General features: G+C 36.7%; 18 protein-coding genes. 1 reads left to right on the top strand and 17 read right to left on the bottom strand.

Annotation, left to right across the window (positions count from 1 at the left end; genetic code table 11):
- Positions 1-109: 109 nt before the first annotated feature.
- The 9 genes from CPHY_RS01785 to ftsH all read right to left on the bottom strand — a co-directional run bounded on the left by CPHY_RS01785 (position 110) and on the right by ftsH (position 11,458).
- Positions 110-1,501, bottom strand: coding sequence for a polysaccharide deacetylase family protein (locus CPHY_RS01785; protein ID WP_012198364.1), 1,392 nt, complete (start codon positions 1,499-1,501; stop codon positions 110-112).
- 323 nt (positions 1,502-1,824) lie between these two features.
- Positions 1,825-2,082: an HPr family phosphocarrier protein gene (locus CPHY_RS01780; protein ID WP_012198363.1), complete on the bottom strand. Its 258-nt coding sequence runs from the start codon at positions 2,080-2,082 to the stop codon at positions 1,825-1,827.
- 16 nt (positions 2,083-2,098) lie between these two features.
- Positions 2,099-3,040, bottom strand: coding sequence for a DNA-binding protein WhiA (whiA, locus tag CPHY_RS01775; RefSeq protein ID WP_012198362.1), 942 nt, complete (start codon positions 3,038-3,040; stop codon positions 2,099-2,101).
- A 6-nt stretch (positions 3,041-3,046) separates the two neighbouring features.
- Positions 3,047-3,904, bottom strand: a complete 858-nt coding sequence (gene rapZ, locus CPHY_RS01770) for an RNase adapter RapZ (protein ID WP_041703843.1) — start codon at positions 3,902-3,904, stop codon at positions 3,047-3,049.
- A gap of 41 nt (positions 3,905-3,945) precedes the next feature.
- The gene (gene murB, locus CPHY_RS01765; RefSeq protein WP_012198360.1) at positions 3,946-4,878 is read right to left on the bottom strand and encodes a UDP-N-acetylmuramate dehydrogenase; all 933 of its coding nucleotides are present in this window, start codon (positions 4,876-4,878) and stop codon (positions 3,946-3,948) included.
- 159 nt (positions 4,879-5,037) lie between these two features.
- A complete protein-coding gene (locus CPHY_RS01760) occupies positions 5,038-5,976 on the bottom strand; it encodes an ROK family glucokinase (protein ID WP_012198359.1) in 939 nt (312 codons plus the stop codon).
- Positions 5,977-6,169: 193 nt separating this feature from the next.
- Positions 6,170-7,099: an HPr(Ser) kinase/phosphatase gene (gene hprK / locus CPHY_RS01755; protein WP_012198358.1), complete on the bottom strand. Its 930-nt coding sequence runs from the start codon at positions 7,097-7,099 to the stop codon at positions 6,170-6,172.
- A gap of 208 nt (positions 7,100-7,307) precedes the next feature.
- A complete protein-coding gene (uvrC, locus tag CPHY_RS01750) occupies positions 7,308-9,194 on the bottom strand; it encodes an excinuclease ABC subunit UvrC (RefSeq protein WP_012198357.1) in 1,887 nt (628 codons plus the stop codon).
- Between the two features lie 218 nt (positions 9,195-9,412).
- On the bottom strand, positions 9,413-11,458 hold the full coding sequence (gene ftsH / locus CPHY_RS01745) for an ATP-dependent zinc metalloprotease FtsH (protein ID WP_012198356.1): 2,046 nt from the start codon (positions 11,456-11,458) through the stop codon (positions 9,413-9,415).
- A 599-nt stretch (positions 11,459-12,057) separates the two neighbouring features.
- On the opposite strand from ftsH, the gene CPHY_RS01740 reads away from it, so the two are divergent.
- Positions 12,058-13,662, top strand: coding sequence for a CTP synthase (locus CPHY_RS01740; RefSeq protein ID WP_012198355.1), 1,605 nt, complete (start codon positions 12,058-12,060; stop codon positions 13,660-13,662).
- Positions 13,663-13,840: 178 nt separating this feature from the next.
- Here CPHY_RS01740 and CPHY_RS01735 read toward each other — a convergent pair whose 3' ends face one another.
- The 8 genes from CPHY_RS01735 to CPHY_RS01695 form a co-directional block, all read right to left on the bottom strand.
- Entirely contained in the window at positions 13,841-14,290 is a 450-nt protein-coding gene (locus CPHY_RS01735; protein WP_012198354.1) for a signal peptidase II, read from the bottom strand.
- A gap of 187 nt (positions 14,291-14,477) precedes the next feature.
- The gene (locus CPHY_RS01730) at positions 14,478-15,503 is read right to left on the bottom strand and encodes a glycosyltransferase family 2 protein (RefSeq protein ID WP_012198353.1); all 1,026 of its coding nucleotides are present in this window, start codon (positions 15,501-15,503) and stop codon (positions 14,478-14,480) included.
- Between the two features lie 90 nt (positions 15,504-15,593).
- Entirely contained in the window at positions 15,594-15,962 is a 369-nt protein-coding gene (locus CPHY_RS01725; RefSeq protein WP_012198352.1) for a DUF1667 domain-containing protein, read from the bottom strand.
- A gap of 12 nt (positions 15,963-15,974) precedes the next feature.
- Positions 15,975-17,237, bottom strand: coding sequence for an NAD(P)/FAD-dependent oxidoreductase (locus CPHY_RS01720; RefSeq protein WP_012198351.1), 1,263 nt, complete (start codon positions 17,235-17,237; stop codon positions 15,975-15,977).
- Positions 17,238-18,695: an NAD(P)/FAD-dependent oxidoreductase gene (locus tag CPHY_RS01715; protein ID WP_012198350.1), complete on the bottom strand. Its 1,458-nt coding sequence runs from the start codon at positions 18,693-18,695 to the stop codon at positions 17,238-17,240. It abuts the gene before it with no gap.
- Between the two features lie 543 nt (positions 18,696-19,238).
- Positions 19,239-19,805 (bottom strand): glycerol-3-phosphate responsive antiterminator, encoded by a 567-nt coding sequence (locus CPHY_RS01705; RefSeq protein ID WP_041703071.1) that lies wholly within the window; start codon positions 19,803-19,805, stop codon positions 19,239-19,241.
- Positions 19,806-19,856: 51 nt separating this feature from the next.
- Positions 19,857-21,260, bottom strand: a complete 1,404-nt coding sequence (locus CPHY_RS01700; RefSeq protein ID WP_012198348.1) for an amidophosphoribosyltransferase — start codon at positions 21,258-21,260, stop codon at positions 19,857-19,859.
- Between the two features lie 119 nt (positions 21,261-21,379).
- Complete coding sequence (locus tag CPHY_RS01695; RefSeq protein ID WP_012198347.1) at positions 21,380-23,167, bottom strand: hypothetical protein; 1,788 nt, start codon at positions 23,165-23,167, stop codon at positions 21,380-21,382.
- Between the last annotated feature and the right edge of the window lie 249 nt (positions 23,168-23,416).

Below are 23,416 nucleotides of genomic sequence, written 5' to 3'. Positions count from 1 at the left end.
AATAGATTTTTTCAGCTAAGTGAATATTTTTTTACCTAAGTGATTGTTTTTACCTTAGTGTTGTTTTCATTTAATGAATGTTCTTTTATCTAAACGAAGTTTTTCCACTTTACTTTAGAGCTGGTCTCACATCATCCAAGATCGTACTCAGATCAAATATATCTTTCAACCGTTCTGGATACTGAAGCATCGCTTGTCCATCGATAGCACGACGGCTCATACGAACATAATTATCCTTTACTTGTATCCAAGGTTCCTTAAAAACTCCAAAATAATAATGAAATCCAACACTGTCTAAGTACTGAAACTTTGCATTTTTATAAGTACCTGCACCACTTTGAATATCGATTCCATAAGGGAAGATATAAAGATCTGTTTCTCCAACCAAGGAACCCACATATTTCAACCATTTATCGGTATCCTTTTTTAAGAATTCCTCCGTACATGCTCCCATATCACGGTGTCCATTACTATGGCTGGCGAACTCCCATCCGTACTGTTTCATAACTTCCGCAACCTGTTTTACTGTTTCTTTATCCTGAGCATAAGTTTTTGAATTCTTTGATGCTGGATCCGTACGATAACCAAGTGCGCCTTCATAACCGGTCAGTGCAATAATACCTCTTGCACCACGATAAGAAAAATCAGGGTGTTCCTCAATAAATCGTTCTACAATAGGTACCATATCGTAATCACCTACGGTAGTCGTGCCATCCTCATTTATCATAAGCGTAGAAGGCTTGCCATTTTCATCAATCACCATTCGGCTGGCAAATCCATCACCATCCATATAATCATAGTAATTCACATCGTCCTGTGATAGCACAAACGGTTTTTTATTTGGAGGTAATAAAATCTCTCCGTCCTGATATGTCGTTGTTCCATCCTTCTTCGTAACCTTCGTTACTAAATCATGAACGCTCACTAATACATAGTTATTTTCATATAACTGTCTTAGCATCTCTTTAAATTCTTTTACGGTAACCATATAATAGTTATAGCCATTCTCTTTGTAATCTCCATCAAATGCCTTACTAGTATCATAGATTAAGGAGTGAAAAAATAAATGACTTACCTCTTCAGAAGATTTATAAGCGCCTAACGGAACGAGGGATTTCTTTTCTTCCTCAAATTCGTTTATAGCAACCATATAGGAATCGACATTTTCGTAACCTTTTTCTGATTTTAGCATGTTAATCGCTTTATCATAATCATAGCCTGCTGCTAATAGTTTTGCTTCCTTTAATACCTCTTGCTGCTTCGCTTCCTGCTCTTTTTTTACTTCCCTCATCGGATCGGCGGTTGGAGTAATAGTAATATTGTTATTACTGGTCTGAACCACTGGTTTTGTCGTTTCTACTGGATCCACTTTATTATCTGATAGGCGTTTCATAGCAAAACTAATAAAGAGCACAGAAAGGATAAGTCCTTCCATTATCAATATCTTTGTAACCTTACGAAGTGTTATCTTACCATCCTTTGGCTTTTTCTGATTATCCATCCATATCCTCCATTCCTGTAATATAGCTTATTAGAAGTTTGTTTTTAAGCTTCTAATAAAAGGTGCTGCTTTTGCACCGCTTATCTAATGAGAAGTTCCTAGAACTTCTTGAGTCTAGCTTATCAGAGGTTTGCTTTTAAACTTCTGATAAAAGGTGCTGCTTTTGCACCTTCAATCTTTACTCTTATTATAGCACTAGAACACCTGTTTTCTCAATTTATATTTACAGAATTAGTATAAGGAATTTGTAATCATTTGTCAAAAGTTAAGAAAAGAGCTTTTGCTCCAGAATTACCCTGATTTGCAAAAGCTCTCAATTTAATTTATTTATTTCCACAAAGATATTTTTCAATGTTTTCCATCGCAACTTCCTCATCGGAACCATCTACGATTACATTGATTTCCTCTCCGGCTGGAAGCCCGAGACTCATCATCCCCATAATACTCTTCGCATTTACTTTTTTCTCTTCACATTCTACATAAACGTTGCTTTCATACTGGCTGGCTACCTGAACCAATAACGCTACCGGTCTAGCCTCTAATCCTGTTGGTATTTTAATAACAATTTTCTTAGAAATCATCGCTTGTTTCCTCCTTTTATTGCCTAAGACCATCCGCAATAGAACACAGTTTTTTTAGTCGGTGATTCACGCCTGATTTACCAATCGGCGGATTCAACATTGCCCCCAATTCTTTCAAAGAGCTTTCAGGATAAGAAATTCTTAGTTCTGCAATCTCCTCTAACCCTTCGGTTAAGTTGTCAAACCCTATGGTGTCTCTTATAAATAGTATATCATCAATTTGTTTTGCAGCTGCAGTTACTGTTTTATTAATGTTAGCTGCTTCACAGTTCACTTGGCGATTGATAGAGTTTCTCATCTCCTTTAGAATTCTGACATTCTCAAAATCCATCAGACTGGTATGAGCTTCCATAATGTTTAATAAATCAACTATTTGTGAACCCTCTTTCACATAGACGACATAATATTTCTTTCGAAGTACTATCTTCGCATCAATGAGAAAGGAATTGATAATCTCTTGCAATTGACTGGCACGTTCTAAATCCGGAAATACAATCTCATAATGATAAGTTTTTTCTGGATCACTCATGGAACCTGCTGCCAAAAATAACCCTCGTACAAAAGCTCGTTTACAGCAAGTATTTTGTACCACTATAGGATCTACTACCAGTGCCTTATCACCGAGTTCATGATGTAAGGATAGTTTCGTTGCCTGATATAAAAGTGATACTTGCTTTGGTAGCTTTACGACGAGCAAAAAAAGCAAACTGTTTTTTCCAGCCTTATTTTTTCTAATTAAAATTTCAGTATTAATATTAAATGTTTTTTTCAATAATGTAAAGTATTTTCTTGCAACTAAGATATTTTCTGTCTGTAAGACAATGCTTTTTATTTCCCCATCCTTCTGAATGACGTGGCCGCATGCGCTAAGTAACGCAGCTATCTCTGCAAGTCTACAGTGCCGCGCATTGTTCATTTGCTTTGTGATTTCTTCCTTAACTTCTTTAGAAAATGACAAAATTCTCTACCCCTTCTCAACATCCCTGTGCTCTGCCTTAACACCGTATTCCGTAGCAGATAATCGTTTGGTAATCTCATTTGCCAATGTCACCGAGCGATGTCTACCACCAGTACATCCAATGCCAATTACCAATTGATTCTTTCCTTCTGCAATATAATTCGGAATCAGGAACAATAGCATATCCATAAGTTTCGTTAAGAATTCCTCCGCTTGCTCTAACGAGAGTACAAAGTCTCGAACTTCTGGTTCATTTCCTGTCTTTGACTTTAGCTTAGGAACATAATACGGATTCTGTAAAAATCGCACATCAAAAACTAAATCCGCATCGTTTGGTAACCCATATTTAAATCCAAAGGATAACACAGTAATAAAGAAGTTCCGATAGGTGCCATCCTGTACAAATATATTATCAATCTCTGTTTTTAATTCCCGTACAAGCAATCTACTTGTATCAATAATGTAATCTGCCCGTTCTTTTAAAAACCTTAGCTTTCTACGCTCTAATTCAATGCCTTTATCCACACGCCCAGTACCAGATAAGGGATGCATTCTGCGTGTTTCTTTATAGCGTTTTACTAAAATTTCTGTGCTGGCCTCGAGAAATAAAATTTCATACTGATAACCAGCCGACTTTACATCCTCTAATACTTTACCAAGTTCTTCTAATGCCTGACCGCTACGTATATCGATTCCGAGTGCTACTTTCGTAATATTCGCACTTTCTTTTACCGCAAGCCTTGCAAATTTCATGATAAATGGGATTGGTAAATTGTCCACACAAAAATAACTGCTATCTTCTAACATCTTAAGTACCGAGCTTTTCCCTGCTCCTGACATACCTGTGACTATTACAAATCTCATATGTTCATCCACATCCTCCGACATCCCCCGGTACCTTAAGCTTAAGGGTTAACTTTCTCACCAATTAAACGTACCTCTGGTTCTAAAGTAACGCCAAATTTTTCTTTTACAATACGCCTAACATCGTCAATAAGTTGCAATACGTCTTTCGCAGTTGCATCACCTGTGTTTATCACAAAGCCACAATGTTTTTCCGACACCATAGCTCCACCAACTCGGTATCCTCGGAGCCCTGCATCCATAATTAGTTTTCCTGCAAAATATCCTTCTGGTCGTTTAAATGTGCTCCCAGCACTTGGATACTCCAACGGTTGTTTATCTTTTCTTGCTTGGTTAAGTTCCTCAATTTTTCTAAGGATATCTTCTTGATTTCCTTTTTGTAATAAAAAAGTAGCATCAATAACATAATACCCTTTTTTTTGTATAATACTGCTTCGATAGGAAAGCTCCAATTCTTCCCTGTTAAGAGATAGGATCTGTCCTTCTTTTGTTAAAACACGTGCACTTTTTATACAGTCTTTGATTTCCCCACCATAAGCTCCTGCATTCATATAAACAGCCCCACCTAAACTTCCAGGGATCCCAGCTGCAAATTCAAATCCAGTTAAGCTTTCATTTGCAATCTTCATCGCAAAAGCAGAAAGATTCATTCCAGCGCCACCAGTAACCAAATAACCCTCTTCACATTGGGTTACAAAAAAGCCCTCCGTGTTATCCTCTTGCTTTAGTACAACTCCACGTATGCCTGCATCTGAGATTAGTAGATTACTACCTTTTCCTATCATAAGTAGAGGCAAATTATGCTGATTACAACACTGAATAACAGCAGCTGTCTCCTCTATTTTTTTTGTTATCACAAAGTAGTCTGCGGGGCCACCAATCTTAAATGACGTATGTTTACTTAAGGGCTCATTACAAGTCACTCGTTCCGTTGAAACTATATTTTTTAATTCTTGCAAAATTACATTATTCACTTATATCCTCTGGTTTGTTTTATGATAGTAGAACAAACCTTTCTTTCTAACTGTTATTACTACATAATATGCCTAGAGATTTCTTTTGTAATTCAATATGAATCAGAAAAATAGAGCTAAAATCAAAAATTCATAGAAAGAAATCATCTTTACTAGTAATTAGCCAATCACTAATTTTGCACAACCATAGATCCCTGCATCATTTCCAAGTTCAGCAAGACGGAACTCTTTATTTGATAGTGCGAATATGATATTCTGATTATAATATTTTGAAATCACATCAAGTAACATAGAGCCAGCTCTTGATACACCACCACCAATTACAAATACCTGTGGATCAACCGCAGCAGCAACATGAGATAATGCCAACCCAAGATATCTACCTAGTTCTTCAACAAGCTCTAGTGCGACCGTATCTCCCGCTTTCGCGTGATCAAAAATATCTTTCGCTGTTACCTCGGCAAGCTCACGAAGTGAAGTAGTAACACTTGTATCTAATAAACGTTTTTTAGCAAGACGTACAATGCCTGTAGCAGAAGCATATTGCTCTAAATGGCCATGTTTACCGCAACCGCATGTCTCTTTCTCATCAAGATTCATTGTCATATGGCCGATTTCACCACCACCGCCATTACTTCCTGCAACAATCTTACCATTTAAAATAACTCCGCCACCTACGCCGGTTCCAAGAGTAACCATAACGATGTTCTTATAACCTTTGCCACCGCCCATCCACATTTCTCCTAGAGCAGCAACATTGGCATCATTTGCAGTTGCTACCTTTAGTCCGGTAAGTGCACTCATTTTTTCATTTACATTAAAAATATCCCAACCTAGATTAGCACATTTTAAGACAGTTCCATCTTCGGTAATTGGACCGGGTACACCAATACCAACTCCAAGAACATCCTTTTTCTCAATGGATAATTCTTTTAATTTGGCATCAATCGTATCCGCTACATCCTGTGGTACTTGAATTCCGCCATTTTCTGTTCTAGAAGGAATCTCCCATTTTTCTTTTAATTCACCATTCGCTGTAAATAATCCGCATTTAATTGTTGTGCCACCAATGTCAATTCCAAAGCAAAACTTGTCCATGTTGCCAATCCCCCTGGTATTTTTTATAATGAATATCGTTCTTCACTATATTCTTGTATTATAAATCTAAATCAATAAAAACTTCTTGCAAGAGTTTTTAGTATTCCTTTGCTCCGTAAAGTTTCCTATGCTCCGTAAAATCTCTTAGTTACTTTAAGTTTATTAGTTCCTTAAAGTTTCTTTCTACCTTCTCTTACTTACTCTTTTTTAATAAATTATTTGTTACACGATTATATAATTCTTGAGCTGCATTATAACCCATCTTCTTTTGACGGTAATTAACAGCTGCAGACTCGCAAATAACAGCAAGATTACGTCCTGGACGAATCGGTATATTATGACATACTACCCTATTACCAAGGAATTCAATGTACTGTTCCTCAAGACCAAGACGGTCATACTCTTTATCTCTATTCCATTCCTCTAATTTGATTACTAAGTCAATTGATTGTGTATTCTTAACACTCTCAACACCGAATAACGTCTTTACGTCAATAATACCAATACCACGTAATTCAATAAAGTGACGTGTGATATCTGGTGCTGTACCAATTAAGGTATCATCACTAACTTTTTTAATCTCTACTAAGTCATCTGTAACAAGACGGTGTCCACGTTTAATTAGTTCAAGAGCTGCTTCACTTTTTCCAATTCCACTCTCGCCCATAATCAAAATACCTTCACCATAGACATCAACTAATACTCCATGGATTGATATTCTTGGTGCTAATTCTACTTTTAACCAGCGAATTACTTCTGCCATAAAAGAGGAGGTTGTCTTTTCAGTGCGGAAAATAGGTACTCCTTCCTCTATTGCAACTTCTTTAAAGTCTTCAGAAACTTCAATACCACGACAGAAAACGATACATGGCATCTTAAAGCTCATAAGCTTTTTCATGATACCAAGTCCGTGATCCTTCTCCATCTTTTGCATATAAGCGTGCTCAACATTTCCAATAATTTGTACACGATCAGAATCAAAATAATCAAAAAAACCAGTCAGCTGTAACGCAGGACGATTCACATCAGGCTGTGTTATTTGAATGCTGCTGATATCAATTTCAGGAGTGCAGTTTTCCAGGTTCATCTTTTCCACTAATTTTCCCAATTCAACAGTATACATAGCAATCTCCTTTACGTATTTTCTATATCAATCATAAATCATATTCGACTTACGAATGCTATAGCTCATTCTTCCCACATTCTATCATATTCACCTTTTATAAGCAACATTCACAAATGAGATTTCAGTGGAATAACGATAGTTTTTTATCAACATGTAAGTAACAAATCTTACTACATTTATTTAAAACCAAGCTTATCTTATATAATTATGTGGTCTCAGTCCCTCTCTCGGAAGAAGTATGAAAGAACTCATATACTTTCGCTGCGGAAAGCTTGTTCATCGATGGTACCGCCATTAAATCCTCCATGCTTGCCGCTTTGATCGCATCTATGGATGCAAAATGTTTCATAAGTGCTCTTCTTCTCGTCTGACCAACACCATCGATATCATCAAGAATGGAATGTACTTGCGCCTTAGAACGTAGGGAGCGATGATACTCAATTGCAAAACGATGGGTCTCATCTTGAATTCTCGTTATTAATCGAAACGCTTCACTATGAGTGTCAATTGGAATTTCAACATTATCAAAATATAACCCTCGAGTTCTATGGTTGTCGTCCTTCACCATACCGCAAACTGGAATAGTTAATTTAAGTTCATTCATTACCTCTAGAGCAATATTTACCTGTCCTCTACCACCATCCATTAAAATCAAATCCGGATATCTCGTAAAACTTCCATGACTAATATCGATATTTTTCTTAGCGAGTTCTTCCGCTTCCTTTTGACCATGAGAAAACCTTCTAGTCAATACCTCTCGCATCGAAGCATAGTCATCTGGTCCTTGTACTGATTTAATTTTAAACTTTCGATAATCATTTCGTTTTGGTTTACCATTTTCATAAACTACCATAGAACCAACAGATTCGAATCCGTTGGTATTAGAGATATCGAAGGATTCCATACGATATATCCCAGGAAGAGAAAGCATATCTGCAATATGCCTAACAGCTCCAATGGTTTTAGCTTCTTCCCGTTGTATCTTATCAGAATCTTGTTGTAATACCAGTGATGCATTTTTTTCAGCAAGCTCAACAAGACGTTCTTTATCTCCCTTTTTCGGAACATGAATTCTTACCTTTTGTCCTCGCTTTGTACTTAACCATTCACTGATTAGTTCCTCTTCTTCTAAAGGCTCTGATAATAATAACTCTCTAGGGATGTACGGAGTTCCTGCGTAAAATTGCTTTACAAAGTTAGTCATAATACTCGACCTACTCTCATTTGCCACTCCAGTAATATGATAATGTTCTCTTCCTAGCATCTTACCATCTCGAATAAAAAATACCTGAGCTACTGCTTCGTCGCCAGTACTTGCAAATGCTATAATATCTCGATCAACGCCATCCACATCAGACGCCTTTTGTTTCTGGCTTAATTTTTCAACACTAAGTATTAAATCACGATACCCTGCTGCTTCTTCAAATTCTAAGTTTTCGGAGGCTGCCTTCATCTTAGCTTGTAAATCCTTCGTAACTAGTGCATAGTTTCCATTCAAAAACTCAATAACTTCATCAATCGACTTACGATATTCCTCTTCCGAAATATACCCTTGACATGGCGCCTTACATTGTTTGATATGATAGTAAAGACAAGGACGTTCTAAACCTATGTCTTTTGGCAGATTACGATTACAGGTACGAATAAAATAAAGACGACGAAGTAGATCTAAAATATCTTTCACTGCCCCCAAACTCGTATATGGGCCAAAATACTTTGCCTTATCTTTTTTCTGCTGTCTTGCAAATAGTACTCTTGGATAAGCCTCATTCACAGTTACTTTAATATAAGGATAGCTTTTATCATCCTTAAGCATCGTATTATACTTTGGACGGTGCTCTTTAATTAAGTTACACTCAAGTACCAGTGCCTCCATCTCAGAATCTACGATAATGTATTCAAAATGGTCGATATTACTTACCATCTGCTGTATCTTTGTTGATAAATTTCTACTACTCTGAAAATACTGCCTTACACGATTTTTTAGACTGATTGCCTTGCCTACATAGATAATCTCGTCTTTATTATTGTGCATTATGTAGACACCTGGCTTCGCGGGAAGTTTTTTCAGTTCTTCGTCTAAGTCAAACATAGTCATCCTCATTTCTATTGTCGAATATAGGGTTAAAATAACAAATAATTTTCCCACTTTTTCTTACTACAGTATCAAATTTGCGAGCGGGTCTGATATGCGATGGGTATTATTTTGAGATATAAAGCTTCTTCAAACAGTGATTAATTAGAAAATATCTTCTTTAATCGGAAAGAGTTACTAGGGACATTCATCCGTAGTAACTCTTATCCTTGTCACTATAACACGGTATTCCCTGAGTTACTATTCATTTCTTCCTCAGTTTCCGTTTTTTCCTTCAGTTCTGCTGCTCTTACTATTGATGAACTTGACTCATGATTATCCTGTTTTCTTACAGATACTTCTCTAATTTTATTTCTTTCTTCGGAAGAGATCAACTCCTTCTCTTCTTCAGGGATCCCTTTTACTTCATGATAAATCTTCATGAATTCTTTTCCTGTAATCGTTTCTTTGTTTACTAGGAAGTCTGCAATCTTATCTAATACATCACGATTACCTGCCAAAAGCTCTTTTGCACGGTCATAGCACTTCTTAAGAATTGCCATGACTTCGCTATCAATTTCAGCTGCAGTGGCATCTCCACAATTAAGTACCGCTCTACCATCCAGATAACGATTTTCCACAGATTCTAATCCGATCAAACCAAATCGATCTGACATACCATACTGTGTTACCATTGCACGGGCAAGAGAGGTTGCCTTCTCAATATCATTGGAAGCTCCAGTAGTAATGGAACCAAATACTAATTCTTCCGCGGCACGTCCACCATATAAGGTAACAATTCGTGCTAACAACTCATCCTTACTCATCAGATATTTTTCTTCTTCTGGTACTTGCATTACGTAACCAAGAGATCCCATTGTACGTGGTACTATGGTAATCTTTTGAACTGGCTCAGCATTTTTCTCTAAAGCTGTTACTAAAGCATGTCCCACTTCGTGGTATGCAACTATCTTCTTTTCTTCTGGTCCAAGAATACGATCCTTCTTCTCCTTACCAGCAATAACGACTTCAACCGATTCAAACAAATCGTTTTGAGTAACTACTGTTCTACCTTCTTTCACTGCTAATATTGCAGCTTCATTAATCATATTGGCTAAATCAGATCCAACTGCTCCACTGGTTGCAAGTCCAATTTCTTCTAAATCCACAGAGTCATGCATTAATACATTCTTTGCATGAACCTTTAAAGTCTCAATACGGCCTTTCAAATCCGGTTTATCTACAATAACTCTTCGATCAAATCGTCCTGGACGAAGAAGTGCCTTATCTAGTACTTCTGGTCGGTTCGTAGCAGCTAAGATAACAATACCTTTGGAAGTATCAAAACCATCCATCTCAGAAAGCAACTGATTTAATGTTTGCTCTCGCTCATCATTTCCACCGCCATAATGGGAATCTCTGCTCTTACCTATGGCATCAATCTCGTCAATAAACACGATACATGGTGCTTGAGTTTGTGCTTGCTTAAACAAGTCACGTACACGAGATGCTCCTACACCAACAAACATTTCAACAAAATCAGAACCTGATAGAGAGAAAAACGGAACTTTCGCTTCTCCCGCTACAGCTTTTGCTAATAGAGTTTTACCAGTACCCGGAGGTCCCACAAGAAGAGCACCTTTTGGAAGTTTCGCACCGATTCTTGTATATTTTCCAGGGTTATGAAGAAAATCCACTAATTCTGTCAGAGACTCTTTCGCCTCTTCCTGACCAGCTACATCTTTAAATGTCACACCAGTCTCTTTTTCGACATAGACCTTCGCATTACTTTTTCCAACCCCCATCATTCCGCCGCCACTCTTAGAAATCATACGGAATAAAAAGAACATAACACCATAAATTAAAACAAAAGGTAACACATACGCCAACAATATATCAACGATAGTTGTTTCATTATCATTACGATTTGGTAATTCTTTAATTCCCTTTTCTATCAATAACTCGCTAACAGGATAATCACGTGGAATACCCGCAACATAAATCTTCTCTCGGGGATTATTTTTAGCTAGTTCAGTATAAATCGTATACTGGTTTTTACTATAATCAATTTCTATATGATCTATCTTATTTTGGTTGTTATTTTCAATCATCGCAAGAAATTCATTAAATGATATTTCTTCGATTCTGCTCCGCTCTAATTGCTTTGTCATATAAGAAAAGAGCATTACCATGATTAAGGCTGCAACAAGACTAAAAATCCAACCGCGTTTTCCCGGCCAGTTCTTTTTCTTGTCTCCACCGTTTTTATCTCTATTGTCCATCGGATCCTCCTAATGAATTCGTTTTATTTTATTCCAGCAAAAACATAGTTTCATTATAATGATACTTAAAATATAAATCAAGTTTTAAGTTCTGAATTTTTTGTGTCCTAATTATGAAAGAATTCTTTTATTTTCGCACTATTTAACTACAATTATAACAGATGTTATCCGCAAATCCTATAGTATATACATGCTATAAAATGTAGCACATGTAACAAGATACGGCGTAAGGTTCGCTAGATTTTGTGTTTTCCCTTTTCATATTTGTTTCATGACTATTCCATATTTATTTCATAAAATAAATGAAATTGCTCATAATGCGATATTTTCCCTTGATTTCACATATTACTAACTTTATATTTATAAGATTTTTTTCGTTTCAATGAAAAGGACACTAGATTTTATGCCCCAATAGTATTATAATATAAATTGTTTTTTTAATACACTAGCAAAGGTGTTAGCGTTTAAAATCTTGAATTGTCCGGACATCCGTGACCCTTTTTCTACCAAAGGCCAAGATTTTGAATGCTTTTTTTGTTTTTTACTAGGAAGCCATACACCCACTGGCAAACCTAGATCACTAATAGGAGGGAGCAACTATGGGCGTAAAATATGTTTTTGTAACTGGCGGTGTCGTATCTGGTCTTGGCAAGGGTATCACCGCCGCTTCTCTTGGACGTTTATTAAAGGCAAGAGGGTACCATGTAACAATGCAAAAATTCGATCCGTACATTAATATCGATCCGGGTACTATGAATCCAATTCAGCACGGTGAGGTCTTTGTAACGGATGATGGTGCTGAAACTGACCTTGATCTTGGCCATTATGAACGTTTTATCGATGAAAGTCTAACAAAGCAATCCAATGTAACTACTGGTAAGATTTATTGGACCGTATTATCCAGAGAACGCCGAGGCGACTTTGGAGGTGGAACAGTTCAGGTTATTCCACATATCACAAATGAAATTAAAAGCCGTTTCTATCGTAATGATGGTTGTGATGAAACACAAATCGCTATTATTGAAGTTGGTGGAACTGTAGGTGATATTGAGAGCCAGCCTTTTCTCGAAGCAATCCGTCAGTTTCAACATGATGTCGGAAGAGAAAATGCAATTCTTATTCATGTAACTTTGATTCCTTACTTAAAAGCCTCGGGTGAAATGAAAACAAAACCAACTCAAGCAAGCGTGAAAGATCTTCAGGGAATGGGGATTCAGCCAGATATTATTATGTGCCGTACTGAACTCCCTCTCGAGACAGGAATTCGTGAAAAAATAGCTTTGTTTTGCAATGTTCCTCGCAATCATGTTCTTCAGAATTTAGATGCTGATACCTTATACGAAATTCCACTTATGATGGAGGAGGAACACCTTGCTGATGTTGCCTGTGAGTGCCTTCATCTAGACTGCCCAGAACCTGACCTAAGGGATTGGGAGGATATGGTCTATTCTTTAAAAAATCCTACTCGTGATGTTACGGTAGCCTTAGTCGGAAAATATACACAGCTTCACGATGCCTATATTAGTGTAGTAGAGTCTTTAAAGCATGGAGCGGTTGCCCACAATGCCTCCATTCAAATTAAATGGATTCCTTCGGAATCTGTAACAAAGGAATCAGTAGCAGATCTTTTGCAAGAGGTGAGCGGTGTTCTAGTCCCGGGTGGATTTGGTGATCGTGGTATTGAAGGAAAGATTTTAGCAATTCAATATGCAAGAGAACATAAACTTCCTTTCCTTGGACTATGTCTTGGAATGCAACTTGCCGTTGTAGAATTTACTCGTCATGTTCTTGGTTTTTCTGATGCACACAGTGTGGAGTTAAGTCCAGAGACTACTCATCCAGTGATTCACCTAATGCCTGAACAAGATGGTATTGAGGATATTGGTGGAACATTAAGGCTTGGTTCTTATCCATGTATTCTTGACAAAACTAGCAAAGCTTATGAGCTATATCAGACCACAACGATTACTGAACGTCATCGTCATCGTTATGAGGTGAATAATTATTATCGAGACGAACTGATTCGACATGGTGTAAAATTATCTGGTCTTAGCCCAGATGGAAGAATCGTTGAGATGATCGAGCTTCTAGATCACCCATGGTTTTTAGCCACACAAGCACACCCTGAATTTAAATCACGTCCAAATCGTCCTCATCCGCTATTTAAAGGATTTGTAGGTGCGGCTTTAGAATATTCAAAATAGCAATTTCATTAATCAAAGCAGTAGACATAAGCTGCTAGACTTTCTCTAGGTCTGCTTAACTCGTACTCTTTCTGTAGGAATTTATAGAGGTAAAAAAAGCATAAGAAGTGGGAAATTTGACACTTTCTTATGCTTCTATTTTTCAGTTAGAAGATTCTTTTTCACCTATAAGTAGCTTTTACTCTAATCCTTTAAAAATAATGCGAACAGCCAAAACAATACTACCTAAGAAAATGAAAAAGTCTGATATATTAAATATCACTTTCTGATAAAAAGAGAAACTAAAATAATCTACTACATAACCTCTTTTAAGCCTATCATATACATTACTAGCAGCACCACCGGCTAAAAATGCAATACCTGTTTTTAGAATTCGTTTTCCCTTTTGAGGAAATATGATTGCCATTAATATCGTAATACCACCAATCATAATCCCGGATAATAACAAGAGGATTTCTCTTTTCTTTTCCATAAAGTTCAAAAAGGCACCCTGGTTATGATATTTTGTAACAATAATACGATCTTTAAATATCTTTTCACTTTTACCTAACGTTTTGTTTTTCTCAATATATTGCTTAATAAAAAAGTCTAATACAAAAATCGCTATTGCAATTATAAAAAAAATCATACCATCACCTCATCATTATAATTCTTAGGCTCTTTCATACCCCTTAGTCATATAATATTACTTTCTAGCCATATGATAACTCTAACCTAAGGAATAATCAAGCATGCATTCGAACGATTGATCGAATATTGTTATTTTATTGTTATTTATTATTACTGTGTATCTCATACCTTTCTATGGATAGGATTTACCGCTCTTCTGCTTTCCATTCATCTCGTAGGTTTACATATTTTAAAGCCTCTTCGTCATTTCCTAAGGCCTGATAGCAAAGGGCAAGTTTGTTTAACGGATAATCCCCTTGATAATGAAGATTAAGTTCTGCCTCTGTCTCAAATGCAGCATTATAATACCAAAGAATAGCTTCCAATTCATCTCCATTTTGCAGGTAGTATTCACCTAATTCAAAGCATATTTCAGAAGAAGTCACACTACAAGCGACATTCTTTAAACAAACTTTAAAAAAATCTTGATCCTTCTGTTGTAGTCTAGCACCTCTAGCCAATACACACTGACATTGTTTTAGTTCGGTTAATCCTAAGGTAGTATGAAGTACGGTTTCATAAAAGTAGGAATACGCATCAATAAAATCACTATCCTCACCTGCGATAAATAGCTCTCTAGCATACATAGATCGTAACTTATCAGATAGATTTTCCCCTCGTGCTATGATTTTTTGATAGGTAGTAAAGTCTCGTGGAGCATGATTTGAAAGCGGTTTATGAACAATCTCTATTTCGCTATCATAGATAACGGGTTCCAAACGAACCGCCTCATGTAATGGATCATAAAAACGAAATTCTCTCACTCTCTTGTAAAGTTTTGGTCGATACTCTTTATCGAAATTATAGGTTGTATTAAATTCCAGCTGATTGCAATAATACATTTGTACAATTTCAATCTCTGGAAATAATGTCTCTTTTAATCGTAGGAAATTATGTATCTGTTCTTCTTCAATTATTTCATCTGCATCAGCAACATACAAATACTCCATTGATGCCTTGGAAAAAGAAAAATTTCTTGCAGCGGAAAAATCATCCACCCATTTAAAATCATAGATTAAATCCGTATAACGACTTGCAATCTCCTTGGTCCGATCTGTTGAGCCAGTATCCACAATGATAATCTCATCTGCTACCCTCTGTACACAATCTAAGCATCTTGCTAACACTTCTTCCTCATTTTTAACAATAAGACAAGCGGATACTGTTATCATAAATTATTCCTCCTATGTTTCAAAATACAATTCAATAGATTTCTACATACTTCGTCATTTTTCAGAATATTCTTTAATATATAATAACAATTATGCTCTTTTTTGTACAGTTTTCGTTGCAATTACTGCTATCCCTGTATTCACAAGGTTCTCAACAATCACCTCTCCAATTTGAATTGGAGCTTTTACCTGTATCTGCTTTAACTGCCTTATTCCATCCATTATTTTTTCTTTCGGAATGTCGCCTTTTGTTCTCACAGGAACCATAGCCTGAGTTCCTCCTATTACACGAACTGTAGTGGTCAAAACTCGTAATGGGCTCGTCAACTCCTTCCTTGCATATTGCTCTCCGCGAATACAGGCATTACCTTTTACAGTTATTACACCATTATCATTTATAGTCGCAGTAAGTTCGCAACCCATAGGACATCTGATACACGTAAATACTCTTGTTTCCATTCTACACCTCACTTAATCCTCTTCAATTTTCACCGTAATTTTATTTAAATTCGGATATTTTTCGATTTCCTTTTTATTTATAATTATTTGCCCCATCTCACCTGGTGTTAAATTTTTCTTACTCTTTCGATCTACTCGAATATCGTCAAAGTAAACACTAAAGTAGGCGGTATTAAATGGTCTCGTTACTCGGAAACGTATCATGGTTTGTTCATCTAATCTTGAAAAACGCAGCTGATTAGGAACCGTATAACGAATCCCCTCTCCTGATTGTACGAGAATCTCCTTCTCTACTTCTTCTTCTGTTACGTGATTTAAATACTCTACCGCATGTTTCCCCGCGGATCTCGCCTCAGATGATACATTATCAACTAAATCATGTACATGTAGTACATTACCGCAGGCAAAAACTCCATCTACACTCGTTTCAAGACTTTCATTGACAATAGGACCACCAGTTGTAGGATTTATGGTAGCAGATAGTAAAGCAGATAATTCATTTTCTGGTATCAACCCAACAGAAAGAAGTAAAGTATCACAGGTAATATATTCTTCCGTACCTTTTATAGTTTGTAACTGCTCATCCACCTTCGCCAGGGTAACTCCCTTCACTCTATCCTTCCCATCGATTGCTACCACTGTATGACTTAGCTTTAGCGGTATCTCATAATCCTCAAGGCATTGTACTATATTACGCTTTAAACCACTGGAATATGGCAGAAGCTCTGCTACCAGCTTGACTTTTGCTCCTTCTAAGGTTAGCCTTCTTGCCATAATTAACCCGATATCACCCGACCCTAGGATAACAACTTCTTTCCCTGGCATTCTACCTTCCACATTTACATAATGCTGCGCTGTACCAGCAGTATAAATGCCAGCAGGTCGATATCCCGGGATATTTAAGGCCCCTCTCGGTCGTTCTCTACATCCCATGGCAAGGATGATGGCTTTTGCTTCAATCATAAAGCAGCCTCTCTCTCGGTTCATCACCATAATCTGCTTTTCTTTCGTTATTTCAATGACCATTGATTGAAGCATTACAGTAACATCTTTTTCTTTTATTTGTTCGATATAACGATGCGCATATTCTGGGCCAGTTAATTCCTCTTTAAAAGTAGTAAGACCAAATCCTGTATGGATACATTGATTTAAGATACCTCCAAGCTCTTTATCCCGCTCTATAATAAGGATAGAGGATGCCCCAGACTCTCTTGCCCCAAGAGCTGCTGCTAATCCTGCAGGACCCCCACCAATAATTACAATGTCATAATTCATTCACACTTCCTCCTTATTAAATCCGGTTAGGAAATTGGATCCATCTCCTAATTTCGTTATGGTAGAAGGATCTACTTTTAACTCCCTCGCTAAAATCTCGATAATCTTTGGAGAACAAAAACCTGTTTGACATCGTCCCGACCCAGCTCTGGTTCTACGTTTTATTCCATCAAGAGTCGTAGCTCCAAGAGGTCTATGGATAGCATCCATAATCTCCCCTTCTGTAACCATTTCACAGCGACAAATAACATTCGCATAGGCTGGATTCTCTTGAAAGTATTGTTTTCGTTCTTCAAAGCTGGCATGAGCAATGGAGATAAACCCTTTGCGATAAGGTTTGAACGATGAATTTAAATACGCTGGTAAATAATCCATGATTAAGTTCGAGATATACTCTCCTATCGCAGGAGCGCTAGTAAGTCCTGGTGATTCGATTCCTGCTACATCAAAAAAACCTTTTGCATCCTCACATTCTTCAATGATAAAGTCTCCGGATTCTTCATGTGCCCGTAGTCCTGCAAACGAAGTAATCACTTGCTTCCTAGGAAGGTCTTTTACGCTCTTTGACGCCTTATTTAGTACCTCATTTAACCCATCCAATGATGTACTGATATCTTCCTTATCGAATACATCCTCTGCTGTTGGTCCTACTAGAAGATTTCCGTGTATGGTTGGAGTAACTAATACACCTTTCCCCATCTTTGTTGGTAGTTGAAAGATTGTCTTATGAACATAGTTGCCAACACTTTTATCAAAAAGGCAGTACTCACCTTTTCGAGGTATAATCTTTATCTTATGTTCACTAACCATATTGTGAAATTGATCTGCATATACTCCGGCAGCATTAACAACTGTCCTACTTCTTAATATTCCTAAATTTGTTTCAATATGATAAAAATCATATGGAATTTCCTCTGTGGAAGATATTCTATTGATACATAGAACCTCTGTATTTAGTTTAAATTGGGCACCATTCATAAATGCGTTTTCTGCCAGTGCGATTGTCAAATTAAATGGACAAACAATTCCTCCCTGCTTTGCATACAAAGCCCATATAACCTCTTTCGATAAATTCGGCTCTAAACTTCTTGCTTCTTCACCGGTTAGTATTTCCAACTCTTTTACACCATTCTTCTCACCCTGCTCTTTTAACTTCTCTAGTTCTATGAGGTCCTCTTCTGAAAAACCAAGTACAAAAGAACCATTTCTCTGAAATGGAAAATCTAATTGCTTTGAGAGTTCCTCCATCATCTGATTCCCAAGAACATTAAATTTTGCTTTTAGACTCCCTGGCTTTGCATCAAATCCTGCATGAATAATACCGCTATTCGCTTTTGATGTTCCTTCACAGATATCACTCGCCTTATCCACTACTAGAACTTTTCTCTCATACTTTGATAATTCTCTTGCTACAGCACAGCCAATAACACCAGCACCAATAATTATGACATCATACATAAAATCCCCTTCCTTTCACAAACAATATACTTCCTTTTCCGTGTTGCACTACCTTCGTTCCTTTATGACAAACCTTATAAATCCAAACTATATTGTGATTTCTTTTTTTAAGATGTAATTTTTGTTTCATAATCAAAAAAAGAGCCAAGCAAAATACACTGCCTAGGCAGCATACTATTTGCTTGACTCCAATTCTCATGCAATAATATTTAGTTGTCTTAATGCATTTCTGCAATTTCCACTTTAAAATCCGATTGTTATAGCATCTCTTCATGACTATGTTAGTGTTTAACATAGTGGGCTAAGACACAAATACCATGATATAACAACTTTACCAAAGAGTATATTTTATAATACACATATAGAACTCAATCATTAGTAATTTCTTGATAGATAATACAGATAATCATTTTAAGAAATGTCGATTATCCTCTAAGCATTATTAGCAAATAATCTTCGTACAATAACCAGATTATTCTACTATTAATATATTCAGTTTAGCACATAAAATTTCCATTTGCAAACAAAACAGTCCAAATGCCATTACATAAACCAGACCTTAGGGTTGGTTGTTGAAATAGATACAGCCCCAGCATCTAAAGCTTGCATTATATCCTCTTTGTCTGATATTAAACCACCTGCAATTACAGGTATATCCCTAGTATTACAGATTTTTTTTATTACCTTAGGCATAATTCCAGGAAGAATCTCAATACAATCTGGTTTTACATTCATACATTGTTTTTCAATATTCTCGTAAGCCATGGAATCAATCACAAAAAAGCGTAAAACTGTGTATAACGATAATTCCTTTGCCCTCTTAATTAGCATTGGTTTTGTCGATATAATTCCGTCTGCCTTTGTATGCTTTTTAATAAAGTCAACACTAATTTCTTTCGAACTAAGTCCTGATATCAAATCTACATGAACCATAGCAAGTTTTCCACATTCCTTCACGCGATTAACAATATCTGAAATTGTAAGGATATCTCCATACAAGATAAATACAGTGCTACTCTCAGACGAAAGACATTGTTCTAACCCCTCATTATCTTTTAATGCAGCAATGACTGGACAATCTTCCAGTGTTTTTGTAAATGTATGTTTCATATTAACATCCATTCTGGCACTTAGCACCTTTTATTAATGATGATTACTTTATTATTCCTTACCATTCCAACAGTAAGTACACAATTTACATGGTGAGATCCCCACTGACTTAATCATATCATCCAGTCGCTGATAACGCAACGAGGTAAAATTGAGTTTTGACCTAATCTGGTCGAGCATATAAAGGTAGCGATCCGATTCTGGATTTGCATACTCTGGTAACACTTCATTTGCGTGTTCACCTTCTGCTTCCATGATAACACGTCTCGTAATCAAGTCCATTTCTGACGTTGACCTAGAGAAATTCAAATATTTACATTTGTATAATAACGGTGGACAAGCTGTTCGAATATGAACTTCTTTCGCTCCGCTTTGATATAAAAATTCTGTTGTCTCTCGTAGTTGTGTTCCGCGTACAATCGAATCATCAATTAGTAACATGCTCTTGTCCTTAATTAAGTCATGAACCGGGATTAATTTCATCTTCGCAATCAAATCTCTCTTACTCTGGATTGTTGGCATAAAAGAACGCGGCCACGTCGGTGTATATTTGATAAATGGACGAGAAAATGGAATACCAGAGCGATTTGCGTATCCAATCGCATGAGCTGTTCCAGAATCAGGTACACCAGCAACAATATCCGGTTTAACCTGATCTCTCCTCGCAAGTAAATCACCACAGCGATATCGCATTTGCTCTACACTGACTCCCTCATAAGAAGAGGATGGATAACCATAATAGACCCATAGAAAAGTACATATCTTCATATCAGAAGTTGGCTCGCTTAACGTCTGCACTCCCTCTGGTGTGATAACAACTATTTCACCCGATCCAAGTTCTTTATACTCTGAATAGCCAAGATTTAAATACGCAAAACTTTCAAAAGAAGCACAAAATGCCCCTTCTTTTTGCCCAATGGATACTGGAGTTCTCCCCATTCTATCTCTTGCTGCATAGATCCCCTTTGGTGTCATTATAAGTAATGTCATAGATCCATCTATGATTTCCTGAGCATAGCGAATTCCTTCGACTAGATGATCTTTTTGATTGATAATCGCTGCTACTAGCTCTGTAGGATTGATATCTCCACCACTCATTTCTAAAAAGTGAGGATTTCCAGATTGAAATATTTGATTTACGAGTTCCTCGCTATTATTTATTTTACCTACGGTTGTAATCGCATAAGTACCATGATGGGAACGTACCATAAGAGGCTGTGGTTCAAAATCCGAGATACAGCCAATTCCAATATTCCCTTTTAAATTATTTACATCTTTCTCGAACTTGGTACGAAATGGGGAATTCTCAATATTGTGAATGGAACGATCATATCCATCTTCCCCGTAAACTGCCATACCACCCCTTCTCGTTCCGAGATGGGAATGATAATCCGTTCCAAAGAATAAATCAAATACGCAATCTGTCTTAGAAGCTACACCAAAAAATCCGCCCATATGATTCCTCCAATTAATCAGTATTGTTCTTAATACTAATTATATCAGATTATGGGCGGATTAACTATTTTTCTATTTATTATAAAAATTAATGGGTTTAGCAATTATAGCTACTGAATCTACGGAGTAGGTGTCGGTGTTACCGTTGGGGTTGGTGCTGGTTTTTCCTTTATAGTAACTGAGTATTCCTTAGTTACGCCTTCAATTGTTACATTAAATTTATAGGAATCAACTACCTTAGCCGCACTCGTAATTTTTACTGAGATAGTAAACTTTCCATCTGTTTTTACTTTATCAGCAGTAATTGTAATACCTGTTGGTTTTTTAAGAGCTGAAATCTTTGGAGTCGCTCCTACGGAAACATTCGTAGTCGAAACTTCAATTTTACCTTCTGCTGCAGCTCCTTGCACAAGCTCAACCTTAGATTGAACGGAATCTGTTACTGTTTGAACTACCTCTGTTGGTAAATTTACTGCTATAGCCTTAGAAGCAATCATTTGCTTTTGTGTTTTCGATTCATTAATTGGTGCTAAACGGTAAATAAGAATTGGTTGTTCTATTTCATTTTTCCCTGTATACGCAGTACCAGCGATCTTTACTACAGATGGTTTTTCTGTCGTTCCAGGTTTTACAGTATACCACTTAACTTGTTTATAATCCACCTTAGATGCATCGAAAGTACCGACTCCACCACAGAACTTACTACTAATAAGTGCTACTTGATAACTGTCTGGATTAGAATTAGTAAACGAAATTCCATCTTTTTTACTATATGGTAGTGTATAAGAAATATCGATTCCTGTCGTCTCTGTAGCTTTTGGAGCCTCTACATTTAAATTAAATGATTTTGAAGATGGCTTCTTTGATGTTGCTGCAACTCTAATTTGCATCACAAACTCTTGATACTGGAATGTAAATTTTTTATTTTGTGAATTATCATTTCTATTATATTTCTCATATAGCGAGTAAAGAGATACTGGGTCTATTTTTCCTAATGAGTTTGCATGTGCATCCACAACATTAACCCACTCACCACCTGGAAGGCGATATTCATATCCAGCACGTAATGCAACTGTTAAATCACCGCCATTCAAAGCTACCTTTGGAGCATTAGCAAGCTTTGGATAACTAAAACGAACTTCTTTACCAGCAGGAGCGCCTTTTGTTACATAAACTCCTTGCTTGTCAACAGTAGTAGTCAATTTTTCTTCCACTGCAGTCTTAACTCTGAAATAAAGGGAGGCTCCTTTGTTGGCATAGATTGCAGGATTTAATTCTTTAAACTCTCTCCATACTCCATCAGCGCCATTTTTCCACTCAATGTTATCATACTCTTCGTAATATCTTGCCGTGCTACCATTGCCTGTATAAAAGTATATATAACCATATTCTTTACATACTGAATTAATCGTATAATTGGTCGGATATACCAATTCCAATGGCTTGTTAACAACTTTATCAATAAGGGTAGATGTCCCGCTTAACCCTACTTTAAGTCCTTCTTCTCTTGGACGTAAGTTGATTTGCACCATAGCGTCATCGGAAGTCTCATCTTTATTCTTGATACCAAGAATATACTCTTTGGAACGGTTAATCCAGGATATATCAATAACTGCAACCGAATTAGTACCATTAACCGTTGTGGTTGCTTCCATCCAATCTAGTTTTTTAGCATCACAGTAAAGAATTGTATCACCAGATTGTACAGAAATTCTTATCTCACCTTTTGTATGATCAATGGTGATGTCACTATATGTAACACTTCGTCCTGTTTGACCATAAGCAGTCAACTTACCAAAGGCAATCAAGCTCACACTAAATGCGAACAATAATAGAAAACAACCTAGAAACTTTACAAAGTTGGAATAATTATTCCATTTCCTGTGTGTTTTAGTATCAATTTTCATATCAACTCTCCTTCTTATCCACCACCTATATTATCATATCTTATATAGACTTTGTGGCGAAATATCTTTGTTTGCATGTATCTCTATAATGGTTATCGGCAAATATAGTAAATAATTTAGATAAAATAGGATAATAAATACGAATCGTTACTTTTTCTTAAGATAAGTACATCTTCACTATCTCAATTAATGTAATTCTTCCGTTTATTATCCTAATTAGAGGTTTATAATGACCACCTGCAACACTAT

Origin of the sequence: Lachnoclostridium phytofermentans ISDg (assembly GCF_000018685.1) — a bacterium.
Lineage (GTDB): Bacteria > Bacillota > Clostridia > Lachnospirales > Lachnospiraceae > Lachnoclostridium > Lachnoclostridium phytofermentans.
This window is presented reverse-complemented; position numbering and strand designations above follow the sequence as displayed.